The sequence below is a fragment of the Streptomyces sp. NPDC127114 genome, assembly GCF_042677525.1.
Taxonomy (GTDB): domain Bacteria; phylum Actinomycetota; class Actinomycetes; order Streptomycetales; family Streptomycetaceae; genus Streptomyces.
Genome location: NZ_JBHXTJ010000079.1, coordinates 1 through 17187, shown reverse-complemented (window position 1 = coordinate 17187; position 17187 = coordinate 1). Strand labels below are relative to the sequence as shown.

General features: G+C 73.2%; 19 protein-coding genes and 1 tRNA gene. 13 read left to right on the top strand and 7 right to left on the bottom strand.

Going from position 1 to position 17187, the window contains the following annotated elements; translation table 11 throughout:
• Positions 1-219: 219 nt before the first annotated feature.
• A tRNA-Trp gene (locus ACFVGS_RS36830) sits at positions 220-297 on the top strand.
• Between the two features lie 124 nt (positions 298-421).
• On the opposite strand, the gene ACFVGS_RS36825 is transcribed toward ACFVGS_RS36830, so the two are convergent.
• A complete protein-coding gene (locus ACFVGS_RS36825; RefSeq protein ID WP_385696789.1) occupies positions 422-1258 on the bottom strand; it encodes a tetratricopeptide repeat protein in 837 nt (278 codons plus the stop codon).
• A complete protein-coding gene (locus ACFVGS_RS36820; protein WP_385696786.1) occupies positions 1255-2319 on the bottom strand; it encodes a GNAT family N-acetyltransferase in 1065 nt (354 codons plus the stop codon). The genes ACFVGS_RS36825 and ACFVGS_RS36820 overlap by 4 nt, the downstream gene beginning before the upstream one ends.
• A 112-nt stretch (positions 2320-2431) precedes the next feature.
• Here ACFVGS_RS36820 and fdxA point away from each other — a divergent pair, with 112 nt between their 5' ends.
• Entirely contained in the window at positions 2432-2752 is a 321-nt protein-coding gene (fdxA, locus tag ACFVGS_RS36815; RefSeq protein WP_010474859.1) for a ferredoxin, read from the top strand.
• 76 nt (positions 2753-2828) lie between these two features.
• Positions 2829-3923: a bifunctional succinyldiaminopimelate transaminase/glutamate-prephenate aminotransferase gene (locus ACFVGS_RS36810; protein ID WP_384419534.1), complete on the top strand. Its 1095-nt coding sequence runs from the start codon at positions 2829-2831 to the stop codon at positions 3921-3923.
• A 90-nt stretch (positions 3924-4013) separates the two neighbouring features.
• On the opposite strand, the gene ACFVGS_RS36805 is transcribed toward ACFVGS_RS36810, so the two are convergent.
• Both ACFVGS_RS36805 and ACFVGS_RS36800 read right to left on the bottom strand, forming a co-directional pair.
• Positions 4014-4484, bottom strand: coding sequence for an ATP-binding protein (locus ACFVGS_RS36805; protein ID WP_384419537.1), 471 nt, complete (start codon positions 4482-4484; stop codon positions 4014-4016).
• A gap of 427 nt (positions 4485-4911) precedes the next feature.
• The gene (locus ACFVGS_RS36800) at positions 4912-5847 is read right to left on the bottom strand and encodes a hypothetical protein (protein ID WP_384419540.1); all 936 of its coding nucleotides are present in this window, start codon (positions 5845-5847) and stop codon (positions 4912-4914) included.
• A 38-nt stretch (positions 5848-5885) separates the two neighbouring features.
• Between ACFVGS_RS36800 and dapE the strand changes: the two genes are divergently transcribed.
• Both dapE and ACFVGS_RS36790 read left to right on the top strand, forming a co-directional pair.
• Positions 5886-6980 carry a succinyl-diaminopimelate desuccinylase gene (gene dapE, locus ACFVGS_RS36795; RefSeq protein ID WP_384419542.1) on the top strand — a complete coding sequence of 365 codons (1095 nt, stop codon included), beginning with the start codon at positions 5886-5888 and terminating at the stop codon, positions 6978-6980.
• A 97-nt stretch (positions 6981-7077) separates the two neighbouring features.
• A complete protein-coding gene (locus ACFVGS_RS36790) occupies positions 7078-7827 on the top strand; it encodes a TIGR00730 family Rossman fold protein (RefSeq protein WP_384419545.1) in 750 nt (249 codons plus the stop codon).
• Between the two features lie 117 nt (positions 7828-7944).
• Here the strand turns inward: ACFVGS_RS36790 and folP are convergent, their stop codons facing one another.
• Positions 7945-8805 (bottom strand): dihydropteroate synthase, encoded by an 861-nt coding sequence (folP, locus tag ACFVGS_RS36785; protein WP_385696780.1) that lies wholly within the window; start codon positions 8803-8805, stop codon positions 7945-7947.
• 113 nt (positions 8806-8918) lie between these two features.
• Between folP and ACFVGS_RS36780 the strand changes: the two genes are divergently transcribed.
• Positions 8919-9254 carry a hypothetical protein gene (locus ACFVGS_RS36780; RefSeq protein WP_384419551.1) on the top strand — a complete coding sequence of 112 codons (336 nt, stop codon included), beginning with the start codon at positions 8919-8921 and terminating at the stop codon, positions 9252-9254.
• Positions 9251-9841: a DNA-3-methyladenine glycosylase I gene (locus ACFVGS_RS36775; RefSeq protein ID WP_385696778.1), complete on the top strand. Its 591-nt coding sequence runs from the start codon at positions 9251-9253 to the stop codon at positions 9839-9841. The genes ACFVGS_RS36780 and ACFVGS_RS36775 overlap by 4 nt, the downstream gene beginning before the upstream one ends.
• Positions 9842-9910: 69 nt before the next feature.
• On the opposite strand, the gene ACFVGS_RS36770 is transcribed toward ACFVGS_RS36775, so the two are convergent.
• Positions 9911-10714 (bottom strand): enoyl-CoA hydratase/isomerase family protein, encoded by an 804-nt coding sequence (locus tag ACFVGS_RS36770; RefSeq protein WP_384419555.1) that lies wholly within the window; start codon positions 10712-10714, stop codon positions 9911-9913.
• Between the two features lie 278 nt (positions 10715-10992).
• Here ACFVGS_RS36770 and ACFVGS_RS36765 point away from each other — a divergent pair, with 278 nt between their 5' ends.
• Positions 10993-11160 (top strand): DUF3117 domain-containing protein, encoded by a 168-nt coding sequence (locus tag ACFVGS_RS36765; RefSeq protein WP_181019060.1) that lies wholly within the window; start codon positions 10993-10995, stop codon positions 11158-11160.
• Between the two features lie 116 nt (positions 11161-11276).
• Here the strand turns inward: ACFVGS_RS36765 and ACFVGS_RS36760 are convergent, their stop codons facing one another.
• The gene (locus ACFVGS_RS36760) at positions 11277-11948 is read right to left on the bottom strand and encodes an O-methyltransferase (protein ID WP_384419571.1); all 672 of its coding nucleotides are present in this window, start codon (positions 11946-11948) and stop codon (positions 11277-11279) included.
• Positions 11949-12098: 150 nt separating this feature from the next.
• Here ACFVGS_RS36760 and sigE point away from each other — a divergent pair, with 150 nt between their 5' ends.
• The 5 genes from sigE (at position 12099) to ACFVGS_RS36735 (ending at position 16929) form a co-directional block, all read left to right on the top strand.
• On the top strand, positions 12099-12857 hold the full coding sequence (sigE, locus tag ACFVGS_RS36755; RefSeq protein ID WP_384419559.1) for an RNA polymerase sigma factor SigE: 759 nt from the start codon (positions 12099-12101) through the stop codon (positions 12855-12857).
• Positions 12854-13585, top strand: a complete 732-nt coding sequence (locus tag ACFVGS_RS36750; protein ID WP_384419562.1) for an anti-sigma factor family protein — start codon at positions 12854-12856, stop codon at positions 13583-13585. The genes sigE and ACFVGS_RS36750 overlap by 4 nt, the downstream gene beginning before the upstream one ends.
• A 99-nt stretch (positions 13586-13684) precedes the next feature.
• Entirely contained in the window at positions 13685-15691 is a 2007-nt protein-coding gene (locus ACFVGS_RS36745; RefSeq protein ID WP_385696773.1) for a S1C family serine protease, read from the top strand.
• 117 nt (positions 15692-15808) lie between these two features.
• Positions 15809-16252, top strand: a complete 444-nt coding sequence (locus tag ACFVGS_RS36740) for a sec-independent translocase (RefSeq protein WP_384419569.1) — start codon at positions 15809-15811, stop codon at positions 16250-16252.
• A 74-nt stretch (positions 16253-16326) separates the two neighbouring features.
• Positions 16327-16929: a hypothetical protein gene (locus ACFVGS_RS36735; protein WP_376632123.1), complete on the top strand. Its 603-nt coding sequence runs from the start codon at positions 16327-16329 to the stop codon at positions 16927-16929.
• Positions 16930-17187 lie beyond the last annotated feature (258 nt).

Here is a 17187-nt window from a genome sequence, read left to right as displayed (position 1 = left end):
ACCGAAGGGAGCGCCCTTGACGCGGCGGTGGAGGGAGCCACACTCGGATCAAGGGCGGCCGCACCAGAAGCCCACACGCAACCCCCACCCGTACGACCTCAGAGACCCGCCACCCCCTCCCGGACCCCAGCCCGTCACCACCTCAGAACCCCCCACCCCTACCCGCCGCGAAATCGCCTCGCCCCCGTCGGCGTACGCCCCCTAAGCTGCCCCGCGAGGGCGGGGTCGTAGCGCAGAGGTCGACGCGCGCGGTCTCCAAAATCGCGAGGACGCCGGTTCGAATCCGGCCGCCCCGCCCTCTCTCTTGCGCGCGTCTCTCGTCCGCCCCAGAGGAATCGCGGAATACGCCACATCGCAGCCCCCGGCCAGCCCTCGGCCAAGCCCCCGGCTCCTCCGCCGTCCCGCTGCCTAGCACCCCGCCCTAATTCAGCCGCGCCCGTGCCGCCTTCGCGCGGTTTCTGATCGTCTGCGCCGCGCTCGGTTCCACCGCGTCCATGATCGTCGCGTACGCCTCCATCTCCGCCGCCCCGGTGAGGAAGTCGCCGCGCTGCACCAGCAGCTCCGCGCGTTCGTAGCGCAGGCGGGCCGGGTGGGATGGGAGGAGGAGGGAGAGTTCCACGGCCCAGAGGGCGACGTCGGAGCGTTCGGGGCGGGTCGACGCCCAGGCGCGGATGTTGTTGAGGATGCGCAGCACGATCGCCGCCGGTGTGGCCGGCCGCAGCATCGACGGGTCGAGCGCCTCTCCCGTGGCGCCCGCGACCAGGAGTTCCGCGTCCGCGCCGGTCATGGCGCGGCCCCCGGCGAACGGGTCGGCGAGCCGCAGTTCGGCCGGGTCGCCGAAGCCGATCACGAAGTGCCCCGGCAGCCCCAGGCCGTAGACGTGCGCCCCGGCCCTGCGGGCCACCTCCATCCAGACCACGGAGAGGAGGATGGGCAGGCCGCGCCGCCGGCGCAGCACCTCGTGCAGGAGCGAGGACTCCAGGCGCTGGTAGTCCGCCGGCACGCCCTGGAAGCCGGCCCGGTGGCCGAGGACGTCGGCGAGGGCGGTGACCCACGCGTCGGCGTCGCGCGTCCCGTACGGCACGAGCCCGGCGAGCCGGTCGAGTTCGATCTCGGCGGCGTCGAGGTCGGCCTGGGTCATCGCCGGGTCGGCCACGGCGCAGACCAGGAGGCAGAGCCGGGCGAGGTCGGGCCGCTCGGACCTGGCCTCCTCCGCGAACTCCCGCCGCCAGTCGGTCACGTCGCCTTCGTCGGTCACACGTCCGTCCAGCGGTAGTGGTGGTAGTGGTGGTGCACGGTGAAGCCCATCCCGTCGTACAGCGCCCGGGCGCCGTCGTTGTCCGACTCCACCTGGAGCCAGGCGGCCGACGCGCCCTCGTCGAGTGCCCGGCGGGCGAGCGCCGTCATGACGGCCGTCGCGAGGCCGCGGCGGCGGTGCTCCGGTGCGACCTCGACGGCCATGAAGCCGGCCCAGCGGCCGTCCACCACACAGCGTCCGATCGCCGCCGGCATGTCTTCCGTGCCCGGTACGGACGCGAACCACACACTCGGGCCGCTGCCCAGGACGGAGAGGACGGACCGGGCGTCAAGGCCCGGTTCCGTGGAGCGCTGGTAGCGGCGCAGCCAGCCGTCGTCGACGGACCGGGTGAGCCGTACCTCGGTGACGTCGGCGTCCGTGTCGCCGATCGGTGCCAGGGCGGCGATCCGCAGTTCGGCCGTGACCTCCCGGACCCAGCCGCGCCGCTCCAGCTCGGCGGACAGCAGCTCCTGGGTGCCCTCCGCGCCCGTCGCCGTCTGGACGTACGCGGGGAGGCGCCGGGCGGCGTACCACTCCCGTACGCGCTCCAGGGCGGCGTCCAGCGGGAGGCCGGGGTCGCCGAGCGGGAGGACGGAGTTGGCCCGCCGGGTGAAGCCCACCCGTCGGCCGGCCGCCGCCCCTCGCGGACGGGCTTCGTCCGGCACCTCCTGGTACGCGGCGCGCAGGGTCCACTCGCCGAGCGCCTCGCTCTCCACCGGCTGCCAGGCGCGGGCGGCGGCCCGGGCGAGTTCGGGGAAGGTCGCGGAGGGACCGCGGCGGCGGGCCGGGGCGGCGGGGACGACCTTGCCGGCGACGAGCGCCGGTTCCGGGATGCGGACGGTCTCACCGGCCCTGCGTGTGATCAGCAGCACACCGCCGTCCCATGATGTGAGAACCCCGACCGCGTCGGTGAACGTCCCGCCCGGGTCCCCCGGCTCCGTCACGTACCGAACAGAGACGCGTTTTCCCACGTCAGCCGTGGTAATACGGACCTCGAGCCGTCCTCCGCCGGTGAATTCCACAGCTTCTGCGCCCCTCCTGTTCGGATCGTCCCCAAGAACGGAGATACTAGGGGCGGGCATCGACGACACCGCGCTCCCGCGCAGACCAGCCCTACTGAGGAGGAACGACAGCGTGACCTACGTCATCGCGCAGCCTTGTGTCGACGTCAAGGACAAGGCGTGCATCGAGGAGTGCCCCGTCGACTGCATCTACGAGGGCCAGCGGTCCTTGTACATCCACCCGGACGAATGCGTCGACTGCGGGGCCTGTGAGCCGGTCTGCCCGGTCGAGGCGATCTTCTACGAGGACGACACCCCGGAGGAGTGGAAGGACTACTACAAGGCGAACGTCGAGTTCTTCGACGAGCTGGGTTCGCCCGGTGGTGCCTCCAAGCTCGGTCTGATCGAGCGCGACCACCCCTTCATCGCCGCCCTGCCGCCGCAGAACGGCTGATCATCCGCTCTCGGTCCCGTACGGCGTCGCGCTGTACGGGACCGATGCGTATTCCGTACCAACGAGGAGCCAATCCGTGAGCGCCGTCTCTTCGCGTCTTCCCGTCTTCCCGTGGGACAAGCTGGAGCCCTACAAGGCGACCGCTTCCGCCCACCCGGACGGGATCGTGGACCTGTCCGTGGGCACGCCCGTCGACCCCGTCCCGTCGCTGATCCAGGACGCGCTGGTCGCGGCGGCGGACTCGCCGGGCTATCCCACGGTGTGGGGCACGAAGGAGCTGCGGGACGCGCTCACCGGCTGGTGCGAGCGCCGGCTCGGCGCCACCGGCTTCGTCCACGAGAACGTGCTGCCGGTGGTCGGCTCCAAGGAGCTGGTGGCCTGGCTGCCGACCCAGCTCGGCCTCGGCGCCGGTGACGTGGTGGCGTACCCGCGGCTCGCCTACCCGACGTACGAGGTCGGCGCGCGGCTGTGCGGGGCCACCCCCGTCGTCTACGACGACCCGATGGAGCTCGACCCGGCCGGCCTGAAGCTGCTGTGGCTCAACTCCCCGTCCAACCCGACCGGCAAGGTCCTCGGCAAGGACGAGCTGACCCGGATCGTGGCCTGGGCGCGCGAGCACGGCGTGCTCGTCTTCTCCGACGAGTGCTACCTGGAGCTGGGCTGGGAGGCCGACCCGGTCTCGGTGCTGCACCCGGACGTCTGCGGACGCTCGTACGAGGGGATCGTCGCGGTCCATTCGCTGTCCAAGCGCTCCAACCTGGCGGGCTACCGGGCGGCGTTCATCGCGGGTGACGCGGCCGTCCTGGGCGAGCTGCTGCAGATCCGCAAGCACGGCGGCATGATGACGGCCGCCCCGGTGCAGGCCGCCACGGTCGCGGCGCTCGGCGACGACACGCACGTGGCCGAGCAGCGGGCGCGGTACGCGGCCCGCCGGGCGGCCCTGCGCGGCGCGCTGGAGGCGCACGGCTTCCGCATCGAGCACAGCGAGGCCAGCCTGTATCTGTGGGCGACCCGTGACGAGCCCTGCTGGGACACGGTGGCGTACCTGGCCGGCAAGGGCATCCTGGTGGCGCCCGGCGACTTCTACGGCGCGGCGGGCGAGCGCTTCGTCCGGGTCGCCTTCACGGCGACCGACGAGCGCGTCGAGGCGGCCGTGAAGCGCCTGGGCTGACGCCGCCGCCCGGGCCGGTGCCGTCCGGAACACGGGAGAGGGCCCGGGGAGCAGCCGCTGCTCCCCGGGCCCTCGTGTGTGGGGCGGTGGTCAGCCGCCGACCGGGAGGCCGCCGATCAGGCCGGCGCCGGGGAGGGCGCCGGTGTTCGGTACGGCGTCGCCCAGCGCGCCCGCGGCCGGGGCCTGGGCGCTCTCGGTGGCGGCGCCCGCGGTCTGGCCGAGGGCCTCGCCGGCCTGGCCCGCGGTGTCGCCGGCGATCTTCTGGGCGGCGGGGGTGGCGGTCTTGCCCGCCGCGCCCACGGCCTTGCCGGCCGCCGGGACGCCGGAGGCGACGGCCTGGCCGCCGGTCTTGCCGACCACGCCGGTCGCGGTCTGCGAGGCGGTGTCGACGGCGCTGCCGGCGTTCGCGGCGTCGAGGACGCTCAGACCGGACAGGGCCTCGGTGGGCGCGAGGCTCTGGTCCAGGGCGCTCGCGGAGCCGGCCGCACCGACCACGGGGGCTGCTCCGGCCGCGACGAGCAGGGCGGCACGGGCGATCCGACGGGTCAGGGGGAGGGACATGGTGCTCCTTCGACGAAGAGGACGACGAGGTCGATTACGCGGTGACAACCGGCCCCGGGGCGGGGGAGGTTGCGGACGCCGAAGGTAAAGACTGGGTAATGCGTCGTATTGTCGGGTGGGGAGGAAAGCGGACGAACGTGTCGATGAGCCGCTGCCTGCTGAACCGTCACTTCCCTTGTGCCGCAAGGATCTTGCGGTGACATGTCAGCCCGCTGGAAACCTGCCCGGAAAGCTTCGCGCCGCGCCGGTCGCATGACACGTCCGAGTGACGTCCCGCACGACTGCCCACCCACACGACTGGCCACCCGCACGACCGGCCGCCGCTGCGACGGCATGCCGCGGCCGGCGCCGGGCTTCGGCCGTCCTGTCAGGTGCCGCGCTGCCGGTGCCGGTGCCGCTATCGCTACCGGCGCCGCTACCGCTGCCGCTATCGCGCCAGTCGGATCAGGACCGTCGAGCCGTCCGTGCCCGTGGTCTTCGAGCGGGCCGGTTCCCAGTCGCCCGCGGAGTCGTCCGCGACCCACACGCGGTCGCCGTACGCGACCTCCGCGATGCGCAGGTCGCCCGCCCGCGCCACCGCCCACTGGGCCAGTTCCCAGCCGCGCTGCTCGCGCGAGGCGCGGGACTCCCGTACCGGCACCGACAGCTGGACGGCCGGCGCCCCGGCCGCGTTCGCCCCGGCCGCGCCGGCGCCGCCCAGGACGGGCTTAGGCGCCGTCCCCTCGCCGAACGCGCGCACCAGCTCGGCCCGCACCCGCGCCGGATCGCCCGGCCGGCCCTCCGCCACGTCCGCCGTGCAGGACAGCGCCGCCGGGGCCCGCCCGGTCAGCGCCGCCGACAGCAGCGTCGCGTCCGGCTCGTGCTTCGCGTACGCCTGCGGGAAACCGCTGCGCTGCACCTTCTGGGCCGCCACCGTCAGCGGCAGCCGCGAGTAGCCCGGCACCTTCTCCAGGCCCTCGTAGAACTTCCCCGACGAGTAGACCGGGTCGAGGATCTGCTCCGGCGTTCCCCAGCCCATCGACGGCCGCTGCTGGAACAGACCGAGCGAGTCCCGGTCGCCGTGCTCGATGTTCCGCAGCGCGGACTCCTGGAGTGCCGTCGCGAGCGCGATCGTCACCGCCCGCTCCGGCAGCCCGCGCGAGGTGCCCACGGCCGCGATCGTCGCCGCGTTGGACGCCTGCTCCGGGGTGAACTCGTACCGGTTCGTCCCGCTGCCGACACTGCACCGCGGCGCACCCTTGCTGCCCGTGACGTAGTGCACCGACACGTACGCGACCAGGCCGAGGAGCACGGCGAACGCCGCCACGAGCCGGGCGGGACGGCCGCGGCGGGCGGGACGGGAAAGACGGCTGGGCTCGGACACGCGCCCCACCGTACTGGAGGCCGAGTTAGGGTCGACACATGGCTGACACCGCTGCTTCCGAGACCTCGCTGGACCTCACGCTCGACGGCGCCGCGCTCACCGCCGCGCTCGTCGACATCCCTTCCGTGAGCGGGACCGAGAAGCCGCTCGCCGACGCGATCGAGCGGGCCCTGCGCGGCCTGCCGCACCTCACCGTCGACCGCCACGGCAACAACGTCGTCGCCCGCACGAACCTCGGCCGCGCCGAGCGGGTCGTCCTCGCCGGACACATCGACACCGTCCCGATCGCGGACAACGTGCCCTCCCGGCTCGACGCGGACGGCGTGCTCTGGGGCTGCGGCACCTCCGACATGAAGTCCGGCGTCGCCGTCCAGCTGCGGATCGCCGCCACCGTGCCCGCGCCCAACCGCGACCTCACCTTCGTCTTCTACGACAACGAGGAGGTCGCCGCCCACCTCAACGGGCTCGGCAAGATCGCCGAGGCGCACCCCGACTGGCTCACCGGCGACTTCGCGGTCCTCCTCGAACCCTCCTACGGCCAGGTCGAGGGCGGCTGCCAGGGCACCCTGCGGGTCAAGCTGCGCACGACGGGCGAGCGCGCCCACTCCGCGCGTTCCTGGATGGGCTCCAACGCCATCCACGCCGCCGCCCCGATCCTCGCCCGGCTCGCCGCGTACGAGCCGCGCAAGCCGGTCATCGACGGCCTGGAGTACCACGAGGGCCTGAACGCCGTCGGCATCGAGGGCGGCGTCGCCACCAACGTCATCCCCGACGAGTGCGTGGTCACCGTCAACTACCGCTACGCCCCCGACCTCTCGCCGGAGCAGGCCGTGGCCCACGTCCGCGAGGTGTTCGCGGACTGCGGCGTCGCCGAGTTCGTGATCGACGACGAGAGCGGCGGCGCGCTGCCCGGCCTCTCCCACCCGGCGGCGGCGGCCTTCATGAAGGCGGTCGGCGGCAGCGCCCAGCCCAAGTTCGGCTGGACCGACGTCGCCCGCTTCAGCGCGCTCGGCGTCCCCGCCGTCAACTACGGCCCGGGCGACCCCCTCTACGCGCACAAGCGCGACGAGCACGTGCACGTCGAGCGGATCCACCACTGCGAGGCGCGCCTCCGCGACTGGCTGACGGAATGATTCCCGTAATTTCGCTTTTCTTCACCTCTGTGGACCTACCCTGACCGGACCGGAAGATCCCTACCGGCGATCAGTGGAACGGTGAGAGGAGCAGGCCATGGGCGTACCCGAGGAGCCGAAGCAGCTGGAGGAGCAGCGGCTGGGACCGGTGGTCAGGCGCCGTGACCAGGTCCAGCCCGGCACCACCGACCAGCGCCTGCTCGACACCGAAGGCGACTCGGAGTGGGTGCACACCGACCCGTGGCGGGTCATGCGCATCCAGTCCGAGTTCGTCGAGGGCTTCGGCGCGCTGGCCGAACTGCCGAGCGCGATCAGCGTCTTCGGCTCGGCCCGCACCCGGCCCGACTCGCCCGAGTACGAGGCGGGCGTCCGCCTCGGACGCGCCCTCGTCGAGGCCGGCTTCGCGGTGATCACGGGCGGCGGCCCCGGTGCCATGGAGGCGGCCAACAAGGGTGCCCGCGAGGCCAAGGGCGTCTCCGTGGGCCTCGGCATCGAGCTGCCCTTCGAGCAGGGCCTCAACCCGCACGTCGACATCGGCGTCAACTTCCGCTACTTCTTCGTCCGCAAGACGATGTTCGTGAAGTACGCGCAGGGCTTCGTCGTCCTGCCCGGCGGCCTCGGCACCCTCGACGAGCTCTTCGAGGCGCTGACCCTGGTCCAGACCCGCAAGGTCACCCGCTTCCCGATCGTGCTCTTCGGTACGGAGTACTGGAAGGGCCTGGTCGACTGGCTGCGCGACTCGGTCGTCGCGGGCGGCAAGGCCTCCGAGCACGACCTGCTGCTCTTCCACGTCACGGACGACGTGGAGGAGGCGGTGGCGCTGGTGTCGAAGGAGGTCGGCCGGTAGGCGGATCCTTAGGGGGCGCCACCCGGCGCCCCCGCCCCCGCACCCGCCCGACCACGCCGGGCTCCCGCCCGGCCCGACTACGCCAGGCCCCCGCCCGGCCGCCCGGTCCTGGACCGACTACGCCAGGCCCCGACGGGCCACGGCCGGTGGCCGGTGACCGGCGATCGACGCCACCATGTCCAGCACCTGCTTCGTCTCGGCGACCTCGTGCACCCGGTACACCTGCGCCCCCAGCCACGCCGACACCGCCGTCGTCGCCAGCGTCCCCAGCACCCGCTCCTTGACCGGCCGGTCCAGCGTCTCGCCCACGAAGTCCTTGTTGGACAGCGACACGAGCACCGGCCAGCCCGTCTCCGTCATCTCGCCGAGCCGCCGGGTCGCCTCCAGGCTGTGCCGGGTGTTCTTCCCGAAGTCGTGGCCCGGGTCGATCATGATGGCGTCCCGCCGCACCCCGAGCGCGGCCGCCCGCTCCGCGAGCCCGACGGTGACCCGCAGGATGTCGGCCATCACGTCCTCGTACGCGACCCGGTGCGGCCGGGTCCGCGGCTCCACGCCGCCCGCGTGCGTGCACACGAGCCCCGCACCGTGCTTCGCCGCGACCTCCGCGAGGCCCGGGTCGACCCCGCCCCACGCGTCGTTCAACAGGTCCGCGCCGGCCTCGCAGACCGCCTCGCCGACGTCCGCGCGCCAGGTGTCCACGCTGATCACCACATCGGGGTGGCGCCGCCGCACCTCGGCCACGAAGCCGACCGTGCGCCGTGCCTCCTCCTCGGCCGTGACCTCCTCGCCGGGGCCCGCCTTGACCCCGCCGATGTCGATGATCGCCGCACCCTCGGCCACGGCCTGCTCGACCCGCGCCAGGGCCGGCTCGTCCCGGAAGGTCGCCCCCTGGTCGTAGAAGGAGTCCGGGGTCCTGTTCACGATCGCCATGATCACCGGCTCGTGGGGCCCGAATTCACGCCGTCCCAAGCGGAGCATCCCTTATGTCCTCCCTCGCGGCAGCTCGCCTGCGTCGTCTGCGACCCTAACTGTCGGTGGCACGTGGCACGATCGCCACGGGACGTTTTCCACGGACGGGGAAAGGCGCGCAGGTGTTCTGGTTTCTGCTGATCACGATGGTCGTGGTCGTCGCGGCGGTCACGCTGGCGGTGGTCGGCGGCGGCGACAGCGAGGTGCTGCCCGAGGCGGCGCCCCAGCAGCTGGTCGACCCGCTGCCCGCCGCGCGCCCGGCCAACCAGTCCGACGTGGAGGCGCTGCGCCTGCCGGTCGCGGCTCGGGGCTACCGGATGGCGGACGTCGACGACGTCCTCGGCCGCCTCGGCGCCGAGCTCGCCGAGCGGGACGCCCGCATCGCCGACCTGGAGGCCGCCCTGGCCTCCGCGCGGTCCGGCGGCGCCGGGCGGGAGGGCGAGGAGGAGGACTCGTGAGCGACGGCAAGGCGATCGCGGGACCGGACGGCCTGCTGCGCTGCCCGTGGGGCCTGTCGACCGAGGACTACGTGGCGTACCACGACGAGGAGTGGGGCCGCCCCGTCCACGGCGACGACGCGTTGTTCGAGCGGCTGTGCCTGGAGGCCTTCCAGTCCGGCCTGTCGTGGATCACGATCCTGCGCCGCCGGGAGGGCTTCCGGAAGGCGTTCGCCGGCTTCCGGATCGCCGAGGTGGCCCGGTTCACGGAGGCCGACCGGGAGCGGCTCCTCGCCGACGAGGGCATCATCCGCAACCGCGCCAAGATCGACGCCACCCTCGCCAACGCGAAGGTGCTGGCCGAGTGGGCCCCCGGCGAGCTCGACGAGCTGATCTGGTCCTACGCGCCGGACCCGGCGACCCGCCCGGGCCCCGCCACGGTCAAGGACGTCCCGGCGGTGACGGACGAGTCCACGGCCCTGTCCAAGGCCCTCAAGAAGCGCGGTCTGCGCTTCATCGGCCCGACGACCGCGTACGCCCTGATGCAGGCCTGCGGCCTGGTCGACGACCACGTCACGGACTGCGTGGCGCGGGGCGCCGGCCGCTGAGACGCCCCCGGCGGCCCGTCCGGCGGATCATGGCCGGACAGGCCCTGGCGGGCGCCCGCACCCGGCCGGTCAGCGGCCCAGGTACTTCGGCTTCTCCTTGGCGATGAAGGCCTGGACGGCGATCGTGTGGTCCGCCGAGGCGCCGGCCTTCGACTGGAGCTCGTCCTCCTTCTCCAGCGCCTCGTCCAGCGAGTGGTCCGCGCCGAACGCCAGGCACTCCTTGAGGGCCGCGTAGGCGACGGTCGGACCCTCGGCCAGGGTGCGGGCCAGCTTCAGGGCCTCCTCGGCGAGCGCGTCGCCGGGCACGACCTTGTTCACGATGCCGAGCTCGTACGCCTCCTGGGCGCCGATCGAGCGCGGGAAGAGCAGCAGGTCGGCGGCCCGGCTCGGGCCGATCAGGCGTGGCAGCGTCCAGGACATGCCCGAGTCGGCGGTGAGGGCGACACCGGCGAAGGCGGTGTTGAAGGAGGCGTGCTCCGCCACCACCCGGTAGTCCGCGGCGAGCGCGAAGCCGAAGCCGGCGCCGGCCGCGACGCCGTTCACCGCCGCGACGACCGGCTTCGCCATGCCGGCGAGGGCCCGCACGATCGGGTTGTAGTGGTCGCGGACGGTGTTCATGGTGTTGCTCGTGCCGGACTCCTTGTCCTGCTGCAGCAGTCCCACGTGCTCCTTGAGGTCCTGGCCCACGCAGAACGCGCGGTCGCCCGCCGCCGTGAGCAGCACCGCCCGCACGGCCGGGTCGGCGGCCGCCGCCTCCGCCGCGTCGCGGAGCGCGATCTTGGCCTCCACGTTCATCGCGTTCATGGCCTCGGGCCGGTTGATCGTGATGGTGGCGAGCCCGTCGCTCACGTCGTACAGCACCGTGTCGGCCATCGGGGATCCCTTCGCGTCTTTGCGTCGCTGACCTGCTCAGCATGGCGGAGATCACCCCGCGCGCACATGTGAGCTGCGTCAAAGAATCACCGTTCGGCGGCCGAGTCGTGGCGGCGAAGTATCGCAGGTGGATCGGTGAAATGTGTGGCTTTGTGAAAGCGCGTTGCGGAAGCGATGCCACCTGATGTTGGTCATCGGGTCCTGTGATGCGGGATAATGACCGGGAAGCAATCGTGTTCGATGCTGACGATGAGCTGGTTTCAGGAAGGGGAACGAGCATGGCGGCCATGAAGCCGCGGACGGGTGACGGCCCGCTCGAGGTGACCAAGGAGGGGCGGGGCATCGTCATGCGCGTTCCGCTCGAAGGCGGCGGCCGGCTCGTCGTCGAGCTGACCCCGGACGAGGCCAAGGCGCTCGGAGACGCGCTGCAGGAAGTCGTCGGCTGACGCCTCCTTTTCCGCTTCTGCCCCGGTACGGTACCCACCGCACCGGGGCAGCGGTGTATCGGGGGCGGTGTGTCCGGGACGTGCGCCGCGGACGCGTGCCCGCGCCGCGCGAAGGGCTACGGGCCCCGGCGGACCGCGCACAGCAGGCCGTCGCCCACCGGCAGCAGCGTCGGCAGCAGTTCCCGGCTCTCGCGTACCGTACGCAGCAGCTCGCGTATCCGCTGCACCTCGGCCGGCTGGGCCGCCGAGTCCACGGTCCGGCCGTCGGCGAAGACGCCCTCGAAGCAGACCAGGCCGCCAGGTCGCAGCAGGCGCAACGATTCAGCGAGGTAGTCGAGGAGCTCCAGCCGGTCGCCGTCGCAGAAGACCAGGTCGTAGCCGCCGTCCGCGAGCCGGGGCAGTACGTCGAGCGCGCGGCCGGGGATGAAGCGCGCCCGGTTGCCCGCGAAACCCGCCGCGCGGAACGCCGCCTTCGCGTGCGCCTGCCGCTCCGGCTCCACGTCCACGGTGGTCAGGACGCCGTCCGGACGCATGCCGAGCAGCAGATAGATCCCCGACACGCCCGTGCCCGTGCCGATCTCCGCCACCGCCTTGGCGTCCGCCGTCGCGGCCAGCAGACGCAGGGCGGCGCCGGTGCCAGGGGACACCGAGGGCAGCCCCGTCTCCCGGGCCCGGTCACGGGCCCAGCGCAGCGCTTCGTCCTCGGCGACATAGGCGTCGGCGAACGCCAAGCTCGTCTGCCGGTTGGCGGTAATGGCCCTCTCCTGTCCCCGTCTTCGACGCCATATTGACGCAGGCGTCGACTGTATCCGCTGCGCGCGGGAACCCGCAGATGGGACCGCGCGTTACTGGAGACGGGAAGCGAGGAGGGACACCGGTGCGAGCCGGCCCCAAATTCGCGTAAAGATTCTTATCCGGAGCTAACGGGCGAGGTGGCTATGGTAGGGGCTCCACTGGACACCACCAGAGCCGACAGGGGAGGTGCGGCTGCGCCTGTGGATCGGAGAGGAGTGCTGCGGCGCCTTCTCGGATCGGCGGGTGAGCCGAAATCCGTGACCGACACCGCTGACCGTTCCCGCACCGCCGACTCCGCACCCACCACCGCGACCTTCGCATCGGATGCGGAATCGCAGGCGTGGACTCCGCCCAGCTGGGAGGAGATCGTCAGCACGCACAGCGGCCGGGTCTACCGGCTCGCCTACCGCCTCACCGGCAACCAGCACGACGCCGAGGACCTCACCCAGGAGGTCTTCGTCCGGGTCTTCCGCTCGCTGTCGTCGTACACGCCGGGCACCTTCGAGGGCTGGCTGCACCGCATCACCACCAACCTGTTCCTGGACATGGTCCGCCGCAAGCAGCGGATCCGCTTCGACGCCCTCGCCGACGACGCCGCCGAGCGGCTGCCGAGCCGCGAGCCGTCCCCTCAGCAGGCGTTCAACGACACGCACTTCGACGCCGACGTCCAGCAGGCCCTGGACACCCTCGCGCCCGAGTTCCGCGCCGCGGTCGTCCTCTGTGACATCGAGGGCCTCTCGTACGAGGAGATCGCCGCGACCCTCGGCGTGAAGCTCGGCACCGTCCGCAGCCGCATCCACCGCGGCCGCTCGCACCTGCGCAAGGCGCTCAAGCACCGCTCGCCCGAGGCGCGCCAGGAGCGGGCCCTCGCAGCGGTCGGGTGGGAGGTCGGAACGGCGTGAGCGGAACCAGTCCCTCCGCGACCCCCGAGGAGCAGCGACTCGCGGAACACCACCTCGGGGACCGGCTCGCCGCGCTCGTCGACGGCGAGCTCGGCCATGACGCGCGCGAGCGCGTCCTCGCCCACCTCGCGACCTGTGCCCGCTGCAAGGCCGAGGCCGACGCGCAGCGCACCCTGAAGAACGTCTTCGCCTCCACCGCGCCCCCTCCGCCGTCGGAGGGGCTGCTCGCACGCCTCCAGGGGCTGCCGGGGGGATCCTCTGACCAGGGGGGACCCTTCGACGACCTGTTGCGCGGCGGCGGAACGCGATCCGACGGCATGCGGTCCGGCGGCTTCGCCACGGCCGCTCCCGTCACCCCGGACACCGGCTTCCGCATCCACGAGGTCGGCGACCGCTCCGCGGGGCGGGGACGGCGCTTCGCCTTCGCGGCGGCCAGCGCGGTCTCGTTCGCCGCGATCGCGCTGAGCAGCACCCTGTCCATCGACACCCCGCGCGGCGGCCAGGGCACCGGCAGCAACGTCACGCCGCTGCGGGCGCCGGCGACCTTCGCGTCCGGTTCGCGCCGCGAGGCGACCCCGGAGGCGGCCCCGCCGACGGTCATCCCGGCCCGGCTCGAACTCGCCCCGTTCGTCCGGCCGATGAGCCCGGCGCTCCGGCTTTCCTACGAGCCCGGGCACCCGTCAGGCTCCCCGGCCCCGACTCCTGTCCCCGGCCCCTCCCAGCGCTGACCGGCGACCTGGTTGAATCCACCTGGTTGAATCCAGGGACAGGGGCGCGCCGCCCGGTGAAGCGGGCGGCGCGGACAGGTCATCCGTTGCGGGGAGAGCATGAAGAACGGGAAGCCGACATGGTGGAGCCGGCCGTCGACCACACCCGAGGCACCCGCAGGGCCGCCTGAGCCGTCCGACGACGCCGACTTCACCCTCGCCGCCCCGGCGACCCCGGCGCGGGCGCCGCAGGCCACGACCGCACCCGAGCCCGAGGCCGTGCCCGAGCCCTCCGCGCCGGACGTCCCGCACACGCCCGAGCTCGCCGCACCGGCGGCCGCGCCGGCACCCGAGTCCGCATCGGTGCCGGCCGCGCCCGCACCGGCGGCCGCGGCGTCGCTGGAGCCGGCCGCGACGGCACATGAGTCCGCGCCCGCGCCGGAGCCGGCCGCGCCGCTCGCGGAGCCTGCCCCGAACCCGCCGTCCGCCCCGCTCGCGGAGCTCGCGCCGGAGCCGCAGCCCGTACCGGCGCCTGAGCCCGCGTCCGGGCCCGCTTCCGCGCCCGCTTCCGGGCCCGCGCCCGCGTCCGCTTCCGGGCCCGCGTCCGCTTCCGGGCCCGCGCCCTCGCCCGAGTCCGCTCCCGCGCCCGAGTCCGCTCCCGCGCCCGAGTCCGCTCCCGCGCCCGAATCCGCTCCCGCGCCCGAATCCGCTCCCGCGCCCGAATCCGCTCCCGCGCCCGAGCCCGTACCGGCTCACGAGCCGCAGGCCGGGCAGCAGCCCCTGCACGCCCCCGATCCCTACCGGACGCCGCCCTACGGCGAGCCGGGGCCGTGGGCGCCCGCGCCGCCGGTGCAGCGCCCCGTACCGCCGCCGATGACGCAGGCCCCGATACCGGCTCCGGCGCCGCACCCCGCGCCCGCGCCGGTGCAGGGCGCTCCGCACGCCGCGCCCATGACGCCCGCGTACGACCCGTGGGGCACGCAGCCGCTCGCCGCCGAGGGCAAGCCGCCCCGCAAGCCGCGGCGCGGTCTCGCGCTCGTCGGTGCCCTCGCCTTCGCCCTCGTCACCGGTGTCATCGGCGGAGGCGTCGGCGCCTACGTCGAGCGCAACGGCGGCCTCACCTCCGTCGAACTGCCGCAGGCCGGCCCCGAGGACACCGACCGCGCGCCCGGCAGCGTCGCCGCGGTCGCCGCCAAGGCGCTGCCCAGCGTCGTCACCATCCACGTCAGCGGCAGCGGCTCCTCCGGCACCGGCACCGGCTTCGTGCTCGACACCCGCGGCCACATCCTGACCAACAACCACGTGGTGGACGCGGCGGCCTCCTCGGGCGAGATCTCCGTCACGTTCAGCAACGGCGAATCGGCCCGCGCCAAGCTCATCGGCCGCGACACCGGCTACGACCTGGCCGTGATCCAGGTCCGCGGGGTCACCGGGCTCAAGCCGCTGCCGCTCGGCAACTCCGACAGCGTCCGCGTCGGCGACCCGGTCGTCGCCATCGGCGCGCCCTTCGACCTCTCCAACACCGTGACCTCCGGCATCATCAGCGCCAAGGAGCGGCCGATCACCGCCGGCGGCGAGAAGGGCGACGGCAGCGACGTCAGCTACGTCGACGCGCTCCAGACCGACGCCCCGATAAACCCCGGCAACTCCGGCGGCCCGCTCGTGGACTCCCAGGCCCGGGTCATCGGCATCAACAGCGCCATCCGCGCCGCGGGCAACGGCTCCGCCGGCGAGGGCGGCGGCCAGTCCGGCTCCATCGGCCTCGGCTTCGCCATCCCGATCAACCAGGGCAAGCGGGTCGCCGAGGAGCTGATCAACACCGGCAAGGCCACCCACCCGGTCATCGGCGTCAGCCTCGACATGGCGTACGCCGGCGACGGCGCCCGCGTCGGCGACAAGGGCAAGGGCGGTGCCGCGTCCGTGACGCCCGGCGGCCCGGCGGCCAAGGCCGGCATCCGCCCGGGTGACGTCATCACCAAGGTCGACGGCCAGCGCGTGCACAGCGGCGAGGAGCTGATCGTGAAGATCCGCGCCCACCGCCCGGGCGACCGGCTGCGGCTGACCGTGACGCGCGACGGCAAGGAGCAGACGAAGACCTTGACCCTGGGCTCCTCCACGGGCGCCTAGGCGACCTCCGGGCAAACGCCTGGAGGCCATGTGCAGGACACCACGCTGTACCCGCCGGACAGTTTCGGCGGGTACCGTGGAGCGGGCCGCCCGGGACCGGCGAGAAGGAGCTACAGGGTGTTCAGCGACATAGGCGCACTCGAGCTGGTGACGCTCGTGGTGCTCGCCGTGCTCATCTTCGGACCCGACAAGCTGCCGAAGGTGATCCAGGACGTCTCGCGCTTCATCCGCAAGGTCCGCGAGTTCTCGGACAGCGCCAAGCAGGACATCCGCAGCGAGCTCGGCCCGGAGTTCAAGGACTTCGAGTTCGAGGACCTCAACCCCAAGACCTTCCTCCGCAAGCAGCTCGCGGAGAACGAGGACCTGAAGGAACTGAAGGAGCTCCGCTCCTCCTTCGACCTCAAGAAGGAGATGAACGAGGTCGCCGACGCCGTCCACGGCCGCGAGTCGACGCCCGCCTCCACGCCCGCCGCGGTCAACGGCAGCAGCCCCGACCTGCTGAAGAAGCAGGACAAGCCGGACGGCGCGGAGCGCCCGCCGTACGACTCGGACGCGACCTGACGACGGCCTGTCACCGACCCACTGCGTCCAGGTGGCTATCCTCCCTCTGTTGACGCAACGAGGAGGCGGCCGAGATGAAGACGACGAGTCGGGTGGAAGCCGACGGCTTTCTGCGCGCACCGTTCGCCTGGTACGGGCTCGACGAGGCGTTCACGGGACCGCGCCGGCTGATGCAGATCGGCACGGCGGCGGACGGCACCGTGCAGCACGGCTCGATGGGCCACGGTGACGAGCCGTCGATAAAGTCCGAGGCCGGTGGCGCGGAGAAGGAGCGTTTCGCGATCGTCGTGACGGTCGCCGCCCATCCCGTACGCCGCTCCGGCGACGGCACCGGCGTCCTGGACGCCACCACGGTCTCCTCCGCGGCCTGGCTGGCCGGCTCCGGCCTCCTCGCCCACACGTGGCCCGCCCAGCTCGACCACGCCCTGCGGGACAACTGGCTGGACCAGCAGACGGAGACGGCCTTCGAGCTCGCCGACGACCTCGAGGGGCCCGCCTGGTCGACGCTGTCCCTGCCCGTGGACGGCGTGCCGGTGCCCTTCCACTACCGCGAGTCCGAGTTCGGCTGGGTGCTGGCCGGCTCGGCCCCCGGCGTCCACATCGGCGCGTACGGGCGCGGCATGAGCGCCTACGGCCTGGGCTTCGCGCAGGTGAAAGACCTGGGCGCTTACGCCTGAAGGCGCCGCCCGGCCACGTACGCCTGACGGCATGTCGTGGGGACGTCCTGGGCCCGCACGCCTGACGCCGTCGTGGGCACCTCCTGGGCGCGTACGTCCCAGGATGCGTCCGACGGGCGCGCGACGGCGCACGAACGGGCGTCGGCACGCGAAAGGGCGCCCCCCCCCCCACGGGGGGGGCCCGTCGGGGCGGGGCAGAACAGGGGTGGCGGCGGGGTGCCGAGGCGAAACGCCCGGCGACTATAAACAAAAGAAGCA